At 43.8% G+C, this 19,196-nt stretch carries 12 protein-coding genes; 10 read left to right on the forward strand and 2 right to left on the reverse strand.

From position 1 onward, the window contains the following. Window positions 1–368: 368 nt before the first annotated feature. On the reverse strand, window positions 369–1,226 hold the full coding sequence (locus ATE37_RS10260) for a 5'-nucleotidase, lipoprotein e(P4) family (protein WP_084868942.1): 858 nt from the start codon (window positions 1,224–1,226) through the stop codon (window positions 369–371). A 367-nt stretch (window positions 1,227–1,593) separates the two neighbouring features. Between ATE37_RS10260 and ATE37_RS10265 the strand changes: the two genes are divergently transcribed. Genes ATE37_RS10265 through ATE37_RS10295 form a run of 7 tightly spaced genes read left to right on the forward strand, consistent with a single transcriptional unit; the run spans window position 1,594 to window position 6,929 of the window. Further along, window positions 1,594–2,598 carry a uroporphyrinogen decarboxylase family protein gene (locus tag ATE37_RS10265; protein WP_084868943.1) on the forward strand — a complete coding sequence of 335 codons (1,005 nt, stop codon included), beginning with the start codon at window positions 1,594–1,596 and terminating at the stop codon, window positions 2,596–2,598. A gap of 11 nt (window positions 2,599–2,609) precedes the next feature. Beyond that, window positions 2,610–2,813 carry a hypothetical protein gene (locus ATE37_RS10270; protein ID WP_000837741.1) on the forward strand — a complete coding sequence of 68 codons (204 nt, stop codon included), beginning with the start codon at window positions 2,610–2,612 and terminating at the stop codon, window positions 2,811–2,813. A gap of 2 nt (window positions 2,814–2,815) precedes the next feature. After that, a complete protein-coding gene (locus ATE37_RS10275) occupies window positions 2,816–3,814 on the forward strand; it encodes a uroporphyrinogen decarboxylase family protein (protein ID WP_084868944.1) in 999 nt (332 codons plus the stop codon). 11 nt (window positions 3,815–3,825) lie between these two features. Beyond that, a complete protein-coding gene (locus ATE37_RS10280) occupies window positions 3,826–4,704 on the forward strand; it encodes a transporter substrate-binding domain-containing protein (RefSeq protein ID WP_084868945.1) in 879 nt (292 codons plus the stop codon). A gap of 32 nt (window positions 4,705–4,736) precedes the next feature. Further along, the gene (locus ATE37_RS10285; protein ID WP_084868946.1) at window positions 4,737–5,429 is read left to right on the forward strand and encodes an amino acid ABC transporter permease; all 693 of its coding nucleotides are present in this window, start codon (window positions 4,737–4,739) and stop codon (window positions 5,427–5,429) included. A 3-nt stretch (window positions 5,430–5,432) separates the two neighbouring features. Continuing rightward, window positions 5,433–6,155: an amino acid ABC transporter permease gene (locus ATE37_RS10290; RefSeq protein WP_042768837.1), complete on the forward strand. Its 723-nt coding sequence runs from the start codon at window positions 5,433–5,435 to the stop codon at window positions 6,153–6,155. A gap of 9 nt (window positions 6,156–6,164) precedes the next feature. Beyond that, window positions 6,165–6,929 carry an amino acid ABC transporter ATP-binding protein gene (locus tag ATE37_RS10295; RefSeq protein WP_084868947.1) on the forward strand — a complete coding sequence of 255 codons (765 nt, stop codon included), beginning with the start codon at window positions 6,165–6,167 and terminating at the stop codon, window positions 6,927–6,929. Between the two features lie 178 nt (window positions 6,930–7,107). On the opposite strand, the gene ATE37_RS10300 is transcribed toward ATE37_RS10295, so the two are convergent. Further along, the gene (locus tag ATE37_RS10300) at window positions 7,108–10,833 is read right to left on the reverse strand and encodes a pullulanase (protein ID WP_084868948.1); all 3,726 of its coding nucleotides are present in this window, start codon (window positions 10,831–10,833) and stop codon (window positions 7,108–7,110) included. 442 nt (window positions 10,834–11,275) lie between these two features. On the opposite strand from ATE37_RS10300, the gene rpoB reads away from it, so the two are divergent. The 3 genes from rpoB to ndk all read left to right on the forward strand — a co-directional run bounded on the left by rpoB (window position 11,276) and on the right by ndk (window position 19,113). Continuing rightward, window positions 11,276–14,887, forward strand: coding sequence for a DNA-directed RNA polymerase subunit beta (gene rpoB / locus ATE37_RS10305; RefSeq protein WP_084868949.1), 3,612 nt, complete (start codon window positions 11,276–11,278; stop codon window positions 14,885–14,887). A 32-nt stretch (window positions 14,888–14,919) separates the two neighbouring features. Then, a complete protein-coding gene (gene rpoC, locus ATE37_RS10310; RefSeq protein WP_180382798.1) occupies window positions 14,920–18,585 on the forward strand; it encodes a DNA-directed RNA polymerase subunit beta' in 3,666 nt (1,221 codons plus the stop codon). A gap of 108 nt (window positions 18,586–18,693) precedes the next feature. Continuing rightward, complete coding sequence (ndk, locus tag ATE37_RS10315; RefSeq protein ID WP_084868950.1) at window positions 18,694–19,113, forward strand: nucleoside-diphosphate kinase; 420 nt, start codon at window positions 18,694–18,696, stop codon at window positions 19,111–19,113. Window positions 19,114–19,196 lie beyond the last annotated feature (83 nt).

The raw sequence follows: 19,196 nt of genomic DNA on the forward strand, positions 1-19,196 counted from the left end.
GTGAGCTGTGAGCTGTGAGCTGTGAGCTGTGAGCTGTGAGCTGTGAGCTGTGAGCTGTGAGCTGTGAGCTGTGAGCTGTGAGCTGTGAGCTGTGATTGCTTTCATACCAATCATTCCTTTACTTTTTGATAGTTCTATTATATCAAAATTTCTAAATTTTGCATATTTGCTTTCCCTGACGGACAGTCATGTATAAACCACTTAGAAAATATGATTTATGGCTACACCTATACTAAATGAAGTACATTTTGAATTGGAGAAGTCTGTCCTATTAAAAGACGATTTCCGCTTGGAAATCGTCTTTTTTTGATATTCTCGCAAATACGATATCTTGTAGTTGGTGTAAACTGGTAGATAGCTCTCTTATTTTATTTATCAAAACCTTGTAAGTTTTTTTGGCGCTCTTCAGTTTGACCCTTGGCATCCAATTTATTACCATTGTAAACAGTGCTTTCCCATGATCCGTACATTGGGTTAGGGAAAATGATGAATTTCTCACCAAACTCTTTTTGTAATTCCTCTAATTTTTGGTTGCGCTCAGTTTCAGAGGTCTTTGAAAACTCTGCAAAGTCCACAAGATTGTCTCCTAGTAGCATGACTAAGTTGGTTTTTTCTTGGACTGCTTGTCTACGACCTTCTTTAGATTTGACGCCTTTTTCTAAGAACATGAGATGATCGCGGCTTTGTACAGGAATCCCTTCGTTTTCTAGGTTTTTGATCGTATCATCTATCTGATCTATCGTGCGGTCAGATACATAGTAAATTTGGACACCGTTTTTGTCTGCAAATTGGAGGAAGTCTTTAGCACCTGGTACAGCCTTGGCTGCGGCTTTTTTTACCCAGACATCCCAGTTTTCTGGGGTAAATGCTGTTCCGTCTTTGACATTTTGAGCTTGATAAGGACTGTTGTCTAACACTGTTTCGTCCAAGTCCAAAACGATAGAATAGGGTTTATCTGTCTGTGTTTTTAGTAGTTCTTTCAAACGATCGGTAGCGACATTGTAACCTTGTAGATAGAGTGCCTTGGTTTCAGCTGCTTTTTGATACCAAAGAGTTGACATGGTATTTTCTCTTGAACGCAACTGATCATAGGTCATTGTAACCTGATTTTCAGATGTACTGCTTTGTGTTGTCTGTGAATTTGCCGAATTTGTGCCACAGCCAGTCAGTAAAATGACGGAAGCAAGTGTAGAAGTAATTGTAATAGTAACTTTGGATATTTTCATAATCCCATCCTCCTAATAATAGTCTATTAATATTGTAGCGCTTTCATGGGATTTGTGCAAGGAAATATCGGGAGAAAATAAATTTTTCAGTAGTAATTTGGTATTAGGATAAAATTATGTACTTAATTTTGGAATGAAGATGGATATAAAAAAATCCAATCGGCTTGATAGAAAATCTATATCAGCTTCTTTTTGAAAAATAGATGAAAATAAAGTGAATCTTTGAAAGGCTAGTAACATCAAGCTTTTCAGGGATTTTTTTCTTTATAGATATAAAAATTTCTAATCGAGTTGATAGTCAATATATATTGGGAAAAGGGGAAAAGGAGTGGTAAGATGGTTTCAATCCAAATGGAAGGAGAAAGGTATGGCAAGTAAAAGAGATTTAGTCTTTAGAGCGATTCGAGGCGATGAAGTGGAAAGAGTTCCTGTGGGATTTTGGTTTCATTTTGTAACACTCGAAGAAAAGGGGCAGGGATTAAATAATTCACGTATCTTTCAAAAGAGTGTTGATGGGCATCGCAACTATGTGGAAAGGATTCGCCCTGATTTTGTCAAAATTATGAGCGACGGTTTTTTCCTTTATCCAAGTAATGTCTATAGTCCTAAGATTGCAAGCATTCAGGAGCTGACTTCTATTGAGTCGATTGGTGAGGAACACCCATGGATTCAGCAACAGGTGGAAGTGGTACAAGCGATTCGAGAGACATTTACCGAAGAGATTGCTTCTTTCTACAATATCTTTTCACCGATCTCCTACCTCAAGCGCTGGTTCCGTACAGAAACTTCTCGAGGAGATAGGGAAGTGGCTGATCTATTGCTTGAAAATCCTGAGCAATTCAGAGCGATTCTAGATGTGATTGCAGGAGATATTGCTATCCTAACTCAGAAAATCATCCAGCAAGGCGGTGTTGACGGGATTTACCTCAGCACCCAGGAAATTCAAGATGAGCGCATCACACCAGCACTCTACCAAAACTATATCGAACCGAGCAATATAGCGATTTTGGAGGCAGCCAATCAGGTTGGTGGGACCAATATCCTCCATATCTGTGGTTTTGAAGGTGCGAGCAATGATGTGACGATATTTAAGGACTATCCAGCTCAAGTGGTCAACTGGGCGACTCATCATGAGGAGGTTAGTTTGACACAGGGTCAAGAGTTGTTTCCAGGTAAGGCCGTTTTAGGTGGATTCGAAAATGGCAAGAAAAGCTTGCTTTATCAAGGTTCCAAGGCGGAATTGCAAGATGAAACAAGGCGGTTGTTGGCTGAAGCGGGTAGTAAAGGCGTTCTTCTGGGAGCTGACTGTACTGTTCCAGATGACTTTGACTTAGAGAGGTTGGACTGGATTCGGCAGGCAGCTGTTCTCTAAAAGGAGGAGCTATGAAAAGTAAAAGGTGGGGAATCTTCATTGCAGTTGTCGGTTTGCTGGCTTTGGTTGCCATAAGCGTCGTAAAAAATCAGCACTGCAAAAATGGAGAGAGATGTCGTGGAGTTCAGGATTTTTCCAAGTCCAGTCTCCCCTTTCTACGCTCGAATGATATCGCCAGCAGTTTATTAGTTGAAAAAGTAAGAAATGGAGAATAAGAATGTCAGAAAAAAAAGAATGGGTTTTAAAAGCATTTAGAGGTGAAAAGGTTGATCGTGTGCCAGTTGGTTTTTGGCATCATTTCACATCAGAAGACGAATGGCTACACGGTTTCTCAAATCCAGCCATTATCGAGAAGAATATTGAGGGCCATAAGCGCTTTATCCGAGAAGTTCAGCCAGACTTTATCAAACTCATGAGTGATGGCTACTTTGCTTATCCAAATCCAGCGATTGCCAAAGGCAAATCACTTCAAGAATTGGCAACCATTCAACCACTCGGACCAGATCACGCTTGGATAAAAGAGCAGGTTGACTTGGTTAAGAAAATCAAGCAAGAGTTTACAGAAGATATCGTTGCGATTTACAATATTTTTGCTCCTGTGACCTATCTCAAGTGGCTGCTTGGGGAAGTGTCTGGTGGTGATGACCTTATTGCAGACTTTCTGGTGGAAGATCCTGAAGCCCTCAAGAATGTGTTGGATGTGATTGCAGAAGATATTGCGAGTCTCAGTCGAGCTGTCATCGAAGAGGCTGGTGCTGACGGAATCTACCTCAGCGTGCAGAGTATCCAAGATCAACGAGTGTCGGCAGCAGATTATCAAGCCGTCATTGCCCCTAGCGAGATAACGGTTCTGGAAGCAGCTAGTGCTGTTGGTGGCGTCACAGTTCTTCATATCTGTGGCTACGAGGGAGCGCGAAATGATATTTACCTTTTTGCAGACTATCCAGCCCAAGTCTTTAACTGGGCTGTAGGACCAGAGGGAATCACTCTCAAGGAAGGTCGTGAGATTTTCAAGGGACGTACGGTTCTTGGAGGATTCGAAAATGGCAAGACAGGCTTACTGTATACTGGTAGCAAGGATGCCATTCAGGCAGAAGCAAAGAAACTAGTTGCAGAAGCTGGGAAACAGGGCTTGGTACTTGGAGCAGATTGTACCATTCCAAGTGATATCGCAGTTGAACGTATCCAGTGGGTGAGAGAAGCGCTTGAAAACTAAAGGAGAAAAAGATGAGTAAAAAAGCATGGATTATCGGTGGTGTAGCAGTTGTTGCAGTAATTGGGGCAACGATTATCGGGAAAAGTTTAGCTGGCGTTCCAGCCAAGGAGGGAGAAACGGCTTCGTCTGCTGAAGTCATAACTTTGAAGGTTGCCCATACGCAAAACTATGTACCTTATGACTTTGTCAATGAAAAAGGGGAATCAGATGGTTATGAAGTAGCTGTTTTGAAAGCTGTTGATGAGAAGTTGGCAAACTATCAATTTGAATATACAGGTACCAGTGATGATGACCTCTTGATTGGTCTGGAATCAGGCAAGTATGACATCGGAACCAAGGGAGCTTGGTACACAGATGAACGAGCTAAAAAGTTTGTCATTCCATCTGAACCAGTGGGAGCGAGCATCATCGGATTTACTGTCAGAAAAGAAGATGAACAGAAATACAAAACCATTGATGACTTTGCTAAGAATAAAGGGAAATTGGTTCCCATCTCTCCACAGAATGCTCAATGGAATGTCATCACCAGCTACAATGAAAAACATCAGGATGCACCGATTGAGCTAACAGCAGCTGAATCCTTTAAGGTGGCAGATGCCTATGCCTGGGTCTTAGAAGGACGTTATGACGCCTTCTTTGATATCAAACTGTCCTTTGAAAAAGCAGTTACCGCAGAAGATGGTCCTTACCACCAATATGCGGATAAACTCAGCTGGTTCCCATACAAGGGCATTCCAACTTATCCCTTGATTCACCGTGATGAAAAGGGTGAGCAATTCGCTAAAGAATACGAAAAAGCAATCAAAGAGTTGAAAGAAGATGGCACGCTTGCTAAGCTGTCTCAGCAATACTTTAAAGAAGATGTCTTTAGTTACGTAGACAAAGACTAGGCCAGAAATTCCAAGACTAGAAAGGGTTTTGCATGGTTTCTTATGATTTTTCCAAGGTCTTTCAGTTTTTGCCAACCTTATGGCAGGCACTTCCTATGACCTTGTCCATTCTCTTTTTTACCACTCTTCTTGGTTCCCTTTTTGGAGGTCTCTTGGCCTGGGCACAAGTAGGAGAAGACAAGAGTTTTGCAGCGATTTCCAAAGGCTATATCTTTACCCTACGTTGTACACCGCCGATTGTCTTGCTTTTTCTAGTCTTTTATGGCTTGCCAGAATTTCTGAAATGGTGGCTTGGTTTGGATATCAACAACTGGTCTAAAACTATTTTTGTTCTCCTGACGATGATTCTCTTGTTTGTGGCTATTGTTGCCGAGGTTTTCAAGGCGAGCTATCAAGCTATTCCAAAGGGGCAGACAGAGGCCGGGCTTAGTATTGGTTTGACTCCAAGTCAGACTTTTTGGAGAATCATTTTTCCCCAAGCTTTTCAAGTTGCTCTTCCCAATATAACGACCGCTATTCTCAATCTCATGCGGGATGCCGCCTTGGCTTATACGATTGGTTTCGTTGATGTTATGGGGGCGGGGAATCTCTTGATCAGTCGCAATTTAGGGAACTACTCTCTGGAAACCTATACGGCAGTCGCGCTTCTTTACTGGGGGATTGCCTTGGTTATTTCTAGCTTGAGTCGTTTGCTTGAGAAGTCTTTGGAAACAAAAGGGAGGTAAGAAATGGATATAGACTATATTGTAAAGACCTTTCTGGAGACCTTGAAGGGTGTGCCAATCACCTTGATTATCATGATTGTGGCTATGGTCTTAAGCTTTTTACCGGCTCTATTTTTGGCCTTGGGGCAGATTTACAAGGTTCGAGGGGTGAGGAGTTTTTCTCTGGTCTATCTGGCTTTTATCCGGGCGACTCCTCCGATTTTATTGATTCTCTTCTTTTATAGTTTGTTTCCAAGCCTGCTGAATCAATTTCTCAAAAGCATAGGAAGTGACTTTGATATTTTCAAACTTGATCCTCTCTACTATGCTTTTATCATTTATAGTTTGATGACAGTCGGGAGTTTATCGGAGATTTTGCGCTCAGCTATCTTGACGGTGGACAAGGGACAACTAGAGGCAGCGCATGCGATTGGGTTGACTACGACCCAGGCCTATCTAAGGATTGTTTTTCCTCAAGCCTTACGCTCAGCCTTGCCTAACTTGGCCAATCTGGTGATCAATATCGTCAAAGGGACCTCCTTGGTCTTTGTTATGACTATCAAGGACATCACCGCTATTGCTCGTGTGGAAGCGTCCTATGGCTACCAGTATTTTGAGTCTTATTTCGTGATCTTTTTGCAGTATATTTTGATTTGTGGTTTGATTCAGTGGGGCTTCTCTCTACTGGAGAAAGGCTATGTGAAAAAAGAAAAGAGAGCAAAAGCATCTAGCGCGCGTTTTGTATAGGAGGACAGGATGTTACAAGTAGAACATATCGCAAAAACATTTGGTGAGAGGCAAGTACTGGAGGATGTCAATCTTCAGGTCAACCAAGGGGATGTAGTCGTCATTTTAGGACCATCAGGTTCGGGGAAAACGACCTTTCTCCGTTGTCTCAACCACTTAGAAAAAGCTGACAGTGGCCGTTTGAACTTGGCAGGAAAGACCTATGACTTGGCCAAATTAAGCAAGAAAGACATTCTAGAAATTCGCCAAAAAACAGCCTTTGTTTTCCAACACTACAATCTCTTTGCAAATAAAACTGCTCTGGAAAATATTCTAGAAGGCCTAATCGTAGCTCGTAAAGTTCCCAAGGAAGAAGCGCTCAAACGTGCAGAATCTGCCTTGGGAAAAGTTGGTTTACTGGCCTATAAGGACTACTACCCTTCACAACTATCTGGAGGGCAACAACAACGAATAGGAATTGCGCGTGCCATTGCCGTCAAGCCCGAGGTCATTTTGCTAGATGAACCAACATCTGCACTAGACCCTGAGTTGGTTGGAGATGTTTTGGATGTTCTGAAACAGTTGGCGGGAGAAGGTGTGACCATGGTGGTCGTCACGCATGAGATGGGATTTGCTAGAGATGTTGCCAACCACGTTATTTTCATGGATGGAGGCCGTATCGTAGAGGAGAACAATCCCCACGATTTCTTTAGTCGTCCACAAGAAGAACGAACCAAGCAGTTCCTGGCTCGTATCTTATCAGATGCCACCTATAGTGTAGAATATATGATTTGATAGCTAAGTGTACCATAAAAACAACACCCCGTGACTAGAAGATTCTTCTGATCATGGGGTGTTTTCTCTATAGGAGGGCTAGGTTATACTCTTCGAAAATCTCTTTAAACCAGGTCAGCTTCGCCTTGTCGTACTCGAGTAAAGCCTGCGGCTAGCTTCCTAGCTTACCCTTTGATTTTCATTGAGTGTTATTCTTTTTCTTGTTTTTTATCAACCATCCAAGTCCGAGAAGGGCAAGGATGCTGAATCCAGCAAGAGCAAGGAGGGATTTGCTCTCAGTTCCTGTGTTTGGAAGGACTTTCTGAGAAAGAGCCTCTGCAGCAGTTTCTTGAGTTTCAGGATTGGCGGCTAGGTTTTGAGCTTGACCTTGTTCTGGTTCAACGTCCAGGCTAGAAAGATTAAATTCTGGTTTTTCTTCCACAGCTGGAGCGACAATGGCACCACCTTGAGACAAGCGGAGAATAACGGCGGTGAGAGCGTTCAATTTCAAGCCTTTTTCAGTCCATTCGAGACCTTGAGGGTTAGCAATTCCTACTGGTCCTGCTTGGTTTTCATCTGCGAGGACTTCAGCCTTTCTCAAGTGAGCAAATGCAGTCCCCAAGTTGAATTCGCGAGCCTTATCATCTGCATTGACAAAGACAGCGTAGACATCACCGTTTGGAGCGGTGATTTGGTAGCCGATGACCACGTCTTCTTTTTCAACACCATTTTGTCCTGGGACAGTAATGAGTTGGACGCGTTCTTTGATATCTTGTAGACTCTTGAGTCGGAAGGCGTCCGTAGATAGACGAAGAGCGATCAATCCTTTCATGTAGTCACGGCTCTTGACATTTTCAGGATATGCTTTGCTATCTGTAGCTTTGGTCCAATCAAACTTGTTGACAGCATCACTAGAGTCGTAAGAGTCATGGATAAAGTAAGGATAGACAAATGGCTTGCCGTCCTTGTCGCGCAACAGGTGAGACTTGTTTGGAACCTTATCCTCTGAGACAGGATTCTTATAGGCTGGATCAAGGAATTGTTTGGTACGTCCGTATTCCTGACCAGAGTGGATAAACGGAGTTCCTTGAGCAGTCAAGACCATGAGGTTTCCAAGTCGCAAACGACGATGGATCTCAGCGTAGTTTTCAGCCTTGCTTGGGTCTTTTTTGATAGACTGGGCAATGATGTCAAAGAGGGTCAAGTTATCATGGGCTGCGATATACTGGATAACATCTCCAGGGGTGTCTGCTTCAAAGTTGGTTGGTTGGGCAATGAGATTTTTAAAGATGGTATTGATATCGCGTTTGCCACCTGTGATAAAGGCAGGTTGACCTTCGTTTGGATAGCCAGACTTGAGGTTGTTACGGATGTCGTCTGAAAAGACAGCAACAGTATCTGTTTTCTTCATCCAATCTTGGTCAGCAGCTTGTACAGGCGTATTTTCATCACCAGTATAGGTTCTCCAGCCTTCACCTAGCATGATAAGATTTGGATTGAGGGCGCGTGCAGCTTTGTACGCTTCTTCGATAGAAGCTGCATCGTGGTCACCCATCATATCGAAGCGGAAACCATCTACTTTGTAGGTTTCAACCAGATACTTGATGGAGTCTACCAAGACACGTTTAGACATGTAGTGGGTAGTTCCCAAACGGCCACCTCCAAAGCTGGTACGAGGAGTTCCGTCTGCATCCATAAAGTGGTAGTAGTTTGGCTCAATATCCTCAAAAATATCAACATTGGCAGTATGGTTGTAGACCACATCCAAGATAGCCCCCATGCCACGTTTGTGGATTTCGTTGATGAGGTTTTTGAATTCTGCGATACGTTTTTCTGGATCCTTAGGATCGCTTGAGTACATGCCAGTCAAGGAGAAGTAGTTTTGAGGGTCATATCCCCAGTTGTAGTTGCTGTTGCTTGAAGCGTAGGCAGACAAACGTTCATGGTTTTTCAATTCATTGACAAAGTAGTAAGACAAGACTGGAAGGAGCTGGATGTGGGTCACACCCAAGTCTTTGAGATAGTCCAGTTTTTCGATAAAGGCTTCAAAGGTACCAAATGGCTTGGTCAAGTCTTTTGCGATGGCAGGATCTGAGGTGAAGTCACGAACATGGGCTTCATAGATGACAGCATCTTCGCGCGATTTGAAATTGCGAATCTTACCGTAGGTCAAATCTTGTGGGCCTAGTTTAGATGGGTCCACAAAGGCAGCTTTAGCGACCTTATGAGCGGCATCTGTTTTTGCTAGGTCACTGTTCCAAGCCGCTAATGATTTGGCATAAGGGTCAAGAACGAGGACAGTTTTACCTTGGCGCTCGATCTGGTAGTGGTAGTAATAGCCAGTGTAGTTGCTGATACCGAGACCAGAGTTTGCATCCAGAGTTTGTTTCCAGGTTCCTTTTTCTCCTTTTTCAAGGGCGACAGTTCCAACTACTTTTTCAGGGTCTTTCTTGTCATAGACAACAACGGAAACCTTATCAGCACTTGGAGACCAGAGGGTGAGGTCAACACGCTTTCCATCTTCTTTTAGAGTTGCGCCGAGTGGACCATCGTAACTGTAGGACTCATCCTTGAGGCGCCAGCTTGAACGTGTGGTAAAGCGGTCTGAATTGTAGCTGACAGTGTACGGGTGTTGGGTGTCAGAGAAGTTGCCGATGTAGGTCACTTTTTTACCTGCCTCATCCACTTCCACGTCTGTGATAGCTACTTTATTCCCTTGGTAATCAGTGATGCTGGAGTGTTTGAGGATATCATCTTTCTTAGCTCCAACGAGGGTAGAAAAACTGCTTTCGATACGAGATTTAGCCACGTGTTGGGCACCAGTCATACGGATATCGTGTATATAGTAAGGGTTGGTGTAGATGGTTTCGTCATCATCTTTGAGGAAAATTTGACTGTGATTTTTTAGATCAGTGAATTTATAATCCTCTTTTCTGATTTTCACATCATCGCCTTTCTTGCTTTCGTCTAGTAATAAAAATCCAAATTCTCTCGCAGCTTCATTGAGTGGGATATCAATGTAGCGACCATATTTTCCAGTTGCTGTAAAGTCAGTACCGTCAGGCCATTCTCCACTGCTTGGGTTTTTAACATCGCCCCAATACCAGAGAGATTTTTTGTCATAGTTTCCATCGGTGCGGTAGTAGTTGACACGGACAGTTCCTGCTGGTTGAGGACGGTAGTTGTATACCCTGTAGTTTTCATCTAGCCAAGCCTCATTCATTTTTGGAGAGAGGCGCTCTACCGAACGGTCTCCCGTCAGGTTATCCCCTTTGGTATTGTTGATGAGGAAGCTGACTTTCTTGGCTTGCTCATTTTTGAGTTTGACATCTAGATAATAACCGTAGTCATCTTTCTTGGCATCCTTAAAGGATTTGGCTCCATTGGGCCAGTTTTCAGACGGCTTTTCAACATCGTCCCAAGTCCAAAGACCTTGAGAATCTTTGTTTTCTTCAGGGAGTTTTTTTACATGGATACGGAAGTGGTTGTCTGCGATGGGTTCTTCAGAGGATGTGTCAGCTTGTGGTTTTTGATCTGAAGTTGGCGATGAAGTGCTGGCGTCTACTTTCTCTTCCTTGCTGTTAGCCTGGCTTGTAGTAGTATCTTCTGTTTTAGGTGTTTCTAGTGCTGTAGTAGTTTCCACAGCTGGAGCTTCTTTTTTAGAATCAAGGGAAGCGTTTGCATTCTTTTGTTCAGAAATAGGCGTTTCCTTTTGAGTTTGACTCGTTTCAGTCTCAGTAGGGGCCTTGGTCACAGCACTGGTATTTTCCTGAGTTTGAGGAAGGTTTTCGTTGGCCGAAATAGTTGGCATTGTAGCAGAAAGCAAGACAATGCTGGCACCAATAAGGACAGAACCAGTTCCGTTCTTCAAGGAACGGATACCATAAATCATTTTTTTCTCAGTTTGAGATGGGATCTTTTTCATCACAATTCTCCTTGTGTAGTTGTTCCCTATCAGTATAGCACGAGGTAAACATTAGTGCAAGCGTTTTCCCGACTTTTAAGAGAAAATATAATGTTTCATTTTCTTGAAATTTTAAAATAATATATAGGAAAAGATTGTTTAAAAAATAGTAAAAAAAACTTGAAAAATCTAGCTAAATAAGGTATAATATGAATAATCATTTGTCGTAGGTTTTGTCTGAAATATTGTCCAGACAAGGCTCACAGCAGTTAAATCTTCTGAAAAAGTCAGATTTAGCTGCTCTTTTTGTGCTTTTTTTCAGGTTTTTGAATGCTTGTAACAAAGATTTAAAGATTCTGAAAATTCGTCAAAGGGACACGGTGATAGGGGTTTTTAAAACCATATGACGATTAGAAAAGCCTGATTGACAAGGCTTGGAATTTATTTACAAAGGAGAATCATCTTGGCAGGACATGACGTTCAATACGGGAAACATCGTACCCGTCGTAGTTTTTCAAGAATCAAAGAAGTTCTTGACTTACCAAATTTGATTGAAATTCAAACGGATTCATTCAAAGATTTCCTAGATCACGGTCTTAAGGAAGTATTTGAAGATGTATTGCCAATTTCAAACTTCACGGACACAATGGAGTTGGAATTTGTTGGCTATGAAATCAAGGAACCAAAATACACGCTCGAAGAAGCACGTATCCACGATGCTAGCTACTCAGCACCAATTTTTGTAACCTTCCGCTTGATTAATAAAGAAACAGGCGAAATCAAGACTCAAGAAGTCTTCTTTGGTGATTTCCCAATCATGACCGAAATGGGTACTTTCATCATCAATGGTGGTGAACGTATTATCGTTTCTCAGTTGGTCCGCTCACCAGGTGTTTACTTTAATGACAAAGTAGACAAGAACGGTAAAGTGGGTTACGGTTCTACTGTTATCCCTAACCGTGGAGCTTGGTTGGAACTTGAAAGCGACTCAAAAGACATCGCTTATACTCGTATCGACCGTACTCGTAAGATTCCATTTACGACCTTGGTTCGTGCGCTTGGTTTCTCAGGTGATGATGAAATCTTTGATATCTTTGGTGATAGCGAATTGGTTCGCAATACTGTTGAAAAAGATATCCACAAGAATCCAATGGACTCTCGTACAGACGAAGCCTTGAAAGAAATCTACGAACGCCTTCGTCCAGGTGAGCCTAAGACTGCTGAAAGTTCACGTAGCTTGCTTGTGGCTCGTTTCTTTGACCCACGCCGCTACGATTTGGCAGCAGTTGGTCGTTACAAGATCAATAAAAAACTCAATGTTAAAACACGCTTGCTCAACCAAACCATTGCTGAGCCATTGGTAGATCCCGAAACTGGTGAAATCTTGGTAGAAGCTGGTACCGTTATGACTCGTAGTGTGATTGAAAGTATCGAGAGTCACTTGGATGGCGACTTGAACAAGATCGTTTATATTCCAAACGATGCGGCGGTTCTGACAGAACCAGTTGTCCTTCAAAAATTCAAGGTTGTTGCCCCAACGGACCCAGACCGTGTCGTAACTATCATCGGAAATGCCAATCCAGACGACAAGGTTCATGTTGTAACTCCTGCGGATATCCTTGCAGAGATGAGCTACTTCCTCAACTTGGCAGAAGGTATCGGACGTGTGGATGATATCGACCACCTTGGAAACCGTCGTATCCGTGCAGTTGGTGAATTGCTTGCTAACCAAGTACGTCTTGGACTTTCTCGTATGGAACGTAATGTCCGTGAACGTATGTCTGTTCAGGACAATGAAGTTTTAACACCACAACAAATTATCAACATCCGCCCTGTGACAGCTGCGATCAAAGAATTCTTTGGTTCTTCACAATTGTCCCAGTTCATGGACCAACACAACCCACTTTCTGAGTTGTCTCACAAACGTCGTTTGTCAGCCTTAGGGCCTGGTGGTTTGACTCGTGACCGTGCTGGATATGAAGTACGTGACGTGCACTACACTCACTATGGTCGTATGTGTCCAATTGAAACACCTGAAGGACCTAACATCGGTTTGATCAATAACTTGTCATCATACGGACACTTGAACAAGTATGGATTTGTTCAAACACCATACCGTAAGGTTGACCGTGAAACTGGTGTAGTCACAAACGAAATCGTTTGGTTGACAGCCGATGAAGAAGATGAATTTACTGTAGCACAGGCTAATTCAAAATTGAACGAAGATGGTACTTTTACTGAGAAAGTTGTCATGGGACGTCACCAAGGGGTCAACCAAGAGTATCCAGCAGAAGTGGTTGACTACATGGACGTTTCACCAAAACAGGTAGTTGCCGTTGCGACAGCATGTATTCCTTTCTTGGAAAACGATGACTCCAACCGTGCCCTCATGGGTGCCAACATGCAACGTCAGGCTGTGCCATTGATTGATCCAAAAGCACCTTACGTTGGTACTGGTATGGAATACCAAGCAGCTCACGACTCTGGAGCTGCGGTTATTGCTCAGCATGGCGGTAAAGTTACCTACGCAGATGCGGACAAGGTAGAAGTTCGCCGTGAAGATGGTTCCCTAGATGTCTACCACGTTCAAAAATTCCGTCGTTCAAACTCAGGTACTGCCTACAACCAACGTACCCTCGTTAAAGTTGGGGATGTCGTTGAAAAAGGCGACTTTATCGCTGACGGACCTTCTATGGAAAATGGAGAAATGGCGCTGGGACAAAACCCAATCGTCGCCTACATGACTTGGGAAGGTTACAACTTCGAGGATGCCGTTATCATGAGCGAACGCTTGGTCAAAGACGATGTCTACACATCTGTCCACCTTGAAGAATACGAATCAGAAACGCGCGATACAAAGCTTGGACCTGAAGAAATTACTCGTGAGATTCCAAACGTTGGGGAAGATGCCCTTAAAAACCTTGACGAAATGGGGATTATCCGTATCGGTGCTGAGGTTAAAGAAGGCGATATCCTTGTAGGTAAAGTAACGCCTAAAGGTGAAAAAGATCTTTCAGCTGAAGAACGCCTCTTGCACGCTATCTTCGGAGACAAGTCTCGTGAGGTGCGTGATACTTCTCTTCGTGTACCACACGGTGCCGATGGTGTCGTTCGTGATGTTAAGATCTTTACACGTGCAAATGGAGATGAGTTGCAATCAGGCGTCAACATGCTGGTTCGCGTCTACATCGCTCAAAAACGTAAGATCAAGGTCGGAGATAAGATGGCCGGGCGTCACGGAAACAAAGGGGTTGTCTCTCGTATCGTTCCTGTAGAAGACATGCCTTACCTTCCAGACGGAACTCCAGTTGATATCATGTTGAACCCACTTGGGGTGCCATCACGTATGAATATCGGTCAGGTTATGGAGCTCCACCTTGGTATGGCAGCACGTACTCTTGGTATCCACATCGCAACACCAGTCTTTGACGGAGCAAGTTCTGAAGACCTTTGGGACACTGTTAAAGAAGCAGGTATGGACAGCGATGCCAAGACTATCCTTTACGATGGCCGTACTGGTGAGCCATTTGATAACCGTGTATCAGTTGGTGTCATGTACATGATCAAACTCCACCACATGGTTGATGATAAATTGCACGCGCGTTCAGTCGGACCTTACTCAACCGTTACTCAACAGCCACTTGGAGGTAAAGCTCAGTTTGGTGGACAACGTTTCGGTGAGATGGAGGTTTGGGCTCTTGAAGCCTACGGTGCGTCAAATGTTCTTCAAGAAATCTTGACTTACAAATCTGACGATATCAACGGACGTTTGAGAGCTTATGAAGCTATTACAAAAGGAAAACCAATTCCAAAACCAGGTGTTCCAGAATCCTTCCGAGTTCTTGTGAAAGAATTGCAATCTCTTGGTCTTGACATGCGTGTCCTTGACGAAGATGACCAAGAAGTGGAACTTCGCGACTTGGATGAAGGAATGGACGAAGATGTCATCCACGTAGATGACCTTGAAAAAGCCCGCGAAAAAGCAGCCCAAGAGGCTAAAGCAGCCTTTGAAGCTGAAGAGGCTGAGAAAGCAACAAAAGCGGAAGCAACAGAAGAAACTGCTGAACAAGAATAAGCAGTTCACTTAGAATAGAAAGGGAAGAAATAGTGGTTGATGTAAATCGTTTTAAAAGTATGCAAATCACCCTAGCTTCTCCAAGCAAAGTCCGTTCATGGTCTTATGGAGAAGTCAAAAAACCTGAAACAATCAATTACCGTACGTTGAAACCAGAACGTGAAGGACTCTTTGACGAAGTCATCTTTGGTCCTACAAAGGACTGGGAATGTGCTTGTGGTAAGTACAAACGCATTCGTTACAGAGGGATTGTTTGTGACCGTTGTGGGGTTGAAGTAACGCGTACAAAAGTTCGTCGTGAGCGTATGGGGCACATCGAGTTGAAAGCTCCTGTATCTCACATCTGGTATTTCAAGGGGATTCCAAGCCGTATGGGCTTGACCCTTGATATGAGCCCTCGTGCCCTCGAGGAAGTTATCTACTTTGCGGCTTATGTAGTGATTGATCCTAAGGATACACCACTTGAGCACAAGTCTATCATGACAGAGCGCGAATACCGTGAGCGCTTGCGTGAGTATGGCTATGGATCATTCGTTGCCAAGATGGGTGCCGAAGCCATCCAAGACCTGTTGAAACAAGTAGATCTTGAAAAAGAAATTGCTGAACTCAAAGAAGAGTTGAAAACAGCTACTGGACAAAAACGTGTCAAAGCCATCCGTCGTTTGGATGTTTTGGATGCCTTTTACAAGTCTGGGAACAAACCTGAATGGATGGTTCTCAACATCCTTCCAGTTATTCCACCAGATCTCCGTCCAATGTTGCAGTTGGATGGTGGCCGTTTTGCCTCATCTGACTTGAACGACCTTTACCGTCGTGTTATCAATCGTAACAACCGTTTGGCTCGTTTGCTTGAGTTGAATGCACCAGGTATCATCGTTCAGAATGAGAAGCGTATGCTTCAAGAAGCGGTTGACGCGTTGATTGACAATGGCCGTCGTGGCCGTCCAATCACAGGACCAGGTAGCCGTCCACTCAAATCATTGAGCCACATGCTCAAGGGTAAACAAGGACGCTTCCGTCAAAACTTGCTCGGTAAACGTGTTGACTTCTCAGGACGTTCCGTTATCGCCGTTGGTCCAACTCTTAAGATGTACCAATGTGGTGTGCCACGCGAAATGGCGATCGAACTCTTTAAACCATTTGTCATGCGTGAAATCGTTGCCCGTGACATCGTGCAAAACGTCAAAGCAGCTAAACGCTTGGTAGAACGCGGAGACGAACGTATCTGGGATATCCTTGAAGAAGTAATCAAAGAACACCCAGTGCTTTTGAACCGCGCACCGACCCTTCACCGTTTGGGTATCCAAGCTTTCGAGCCAGTCTTGATCGATGGTAAGGCCCTTCGTTTGCACCCGCTTGTCTGTGAAGCCTACAATGCCGACTTTGACGGGGACCAAATGGCCATCCACGTACCGCTTTCAGAAGAAGCCCAAGCAGAAGCTCGTATCTTGATGCTCGCTGCAGAGCACATCTTGAATCCGAAAGATGGTAAACCAGTTGTTACTCCATCTCAGGATATGGTTTTGGGTAACTACTACTTGACCATGGAAGAAGCTGGCCGTGAAGGTGAAGGAATGGTCTTCAAGGATCGTGACGAAGCTGTCATGGCTTATCGCAATGGTTATGTTCACCTCCACTCACGTGTTGGTATCGCGACAGATAGCCTTAACAAACCATGGACTGAAGAGCAAAAACACAAGGTCTTGCTTACAACAGTTGGTAAAATCCTCTTCAACGATATCATGCCAGAGGGTCTACCTTACTTGCAAGAACCAAATAATGCAAACTTGACAGAAGGGCTTCCAGCTAAATACTTCTTACCACTAGGTGGCGATATCAAGGAAGCCATTCGCAATCTTGAACTCAATCCTCCATTCAAGAAGAAAAACCTTGGAAATATCATCGCTGAGATTTTCAAACGTTTCCGTACAACAGAAACCTCTGCATTCTTGGACCGATTGAAAGACTTAGGTTACCATCATTCAACACTTGCTGGATTGACAGTGGGGATTGCTGATATCCCAGTGGTTGAAGACAAGGCTGAAATCATCGAAGAATCTCATAAGCGTGTAGAACAAATCACAAAACAGTTCCGTCGTGGTTTGATTACTGATGATGAACGTTACAATGCCGTTACAGCTGAATGGCGTGCAGCTCGTGAGAAATTGGAAAAACGCTTGGTCGATAATCAAGATCCGAAGAACCCAATCGTTATGATGATGGACTCAGGAGCCCGTGGTAACATCTCGAACTTCTCACAACTTGCCGGTATGCGTGGTCTGATGGCCGCTCCGAACGGACGTATCATGGAATTGCCAATCCTTTCAAACTTCCGCGAAGGTTTGTCAGTACTCGAAATGTTCTTCTCAACTCACGGTGCTCGTAAAGGTATGACCGATACGGCCCTTAAGACAGCCGACTCAGGTTACTTGACTCGTCGTTTGGTTGACGTCGCCCAAGACGTTATCATCCGTGAGGACGACTGTGGAACAGACCGTGGTCTCTTGATCCGCTCTATCGCAGAAGGAAAAGAGATGATCGAGTCTCTCGAAGAACGTCTCAATGGTCGTTACACTAAGAAAACTGTTAAACACCCAGAAACTGGCGAAGTCATCATTGGTCCAAATGAGTTGATTACAGAAGACAAGGCGCGCGAGATTGTCAATGCTGGTGTGGAAGAAGTGACTATCCGTTCCGTATTTACATGTAACACTCGTCATGGTGTCTGCCGTCACTGTTACGGTATCAACTTGGCGACTGGTGATGCGGTTGAAGTTGGTGAAGCAGTTGGTACAATCGCTGCCCAATCTATCGGGGAACCTGGTACACAACTTACAATGCGTACCTTCCACACGGGTGGGGTTGCCTCAAATACCGATATCACTCAGGGTCTTCCTCGTGTCCAAGAAATCTTTGAAGCCCGCAATCCAAAAGGGGAAGCGGTCATCACAGAGGTCAAGGGACAAGTTACCGCCATTGAAGAAGACGCGTCAACTCGTACGAAGAAAGTCTTTGTTAAGGGTGAAACTGGCGAAGGAGAATATGTCGTTCCATTTACAGCACGTATGCGTGTTGAAGTTGGAGACCAAGTTTCTCGTGGTGCAGCATTGACAGAGGGTTCTATCCAACCAAAACATCTCCTTGCTGTTCGTGATGTCTTGTCAGTTGAAACTTACCTTCTTGGTGAAGTCCAAAAAGTTTACCGTAGTCAAGGGGTAGAAATCGGTGACAAACACATCGAGGTTATGGTTCGTCAAATGATCCGTAAAGTCCGTGTCATGGATCCAGGTGATACAGATCTTCTCATGGGTACCCTTTTAGACATTAACGATTTTACAGATGCTAATAAAGATGTCCTTATCGCAGGTGGGGTTCCAGCGACTGGTCGCCCAGTCCTTATGGGAATTACCAAAGCCTCACTTGAAACAAACAGTTTCTTGTCAGCGGCTTCCTTCCAGGAAACAACTCGTGTCCTTACAGATGCGGCCATCCGTGGTAAGAAAGACCATCTCCTTGGACTCAAGGAAAATGTTATTATTGGTAAGATCATCCCAGCAGGTACTGGTATGGCTCGCTACCGTAACCTTGAACCACAGGCAATCAATGACGCAGAATATCTGACTCCTGAACAAGAAGATACAGAACTTGCTCCAGTAGATGAAACTGTGGAAATCCAATCTGAAGAAACTATAGAATAAAAGTAAATAAGAGAACCTTCGGGTTCTCTTTGCTTTGTTTCAGAAAATTTTCCCACTTTTTCATAAAGTGTGGTAGAATAGAAGAACTAAAGTGACAAGGGGATTTATATGGAACAAACATTCTTTATCATTAAGCCAGATGGTGTGAAGAGAGGTCTAGTTGGCGAGGTTTTGAAAAGAATTGAGCGACGTGGTTTCAAACTCGAAAAATTAGAGTTACGTTCAGCAGTTTCAGAAGCTTTGATTGACCAACACTATCGCGACTTAGTTGAAAAAAGTTTTTATCCTCCTATCCGTCAATTTATGACCTCAGGCCCAATAATTGTTGGAATCATTTCAGGTCCCAAGGTAATTGAAAGCTGGCGTGACATGATGGGTGCCACTCGTCCAGAAGAGGCACTACCAGGAACCATCCGGGGAGATTTTGCCAAGGCGGCAGGAGAAAATCAAGCCATTCAAAACGTGGTACACGGATCAGATTCAGAAGAGTCAGCTAAACGAGAAATCGCTCTCTGGTTTAGGGATTAGATTAGAAGAGAACAGTTCTGTGAATGACGGGACTGTTTTTTGTACCGTTCAGCGTCCTAATGTGACATTTTGGAAGTCATTTA

This window comes from Streptococcus oralis subsp. tigurinus (genome assembly GCF_002093575.1).
GTDB classification, from domain to species: Bacteria; Bacillota; Bacilli; order Lactobacillales; family Streptococcaceae; genus Streptococcus; species Streptococcus oralis_CH.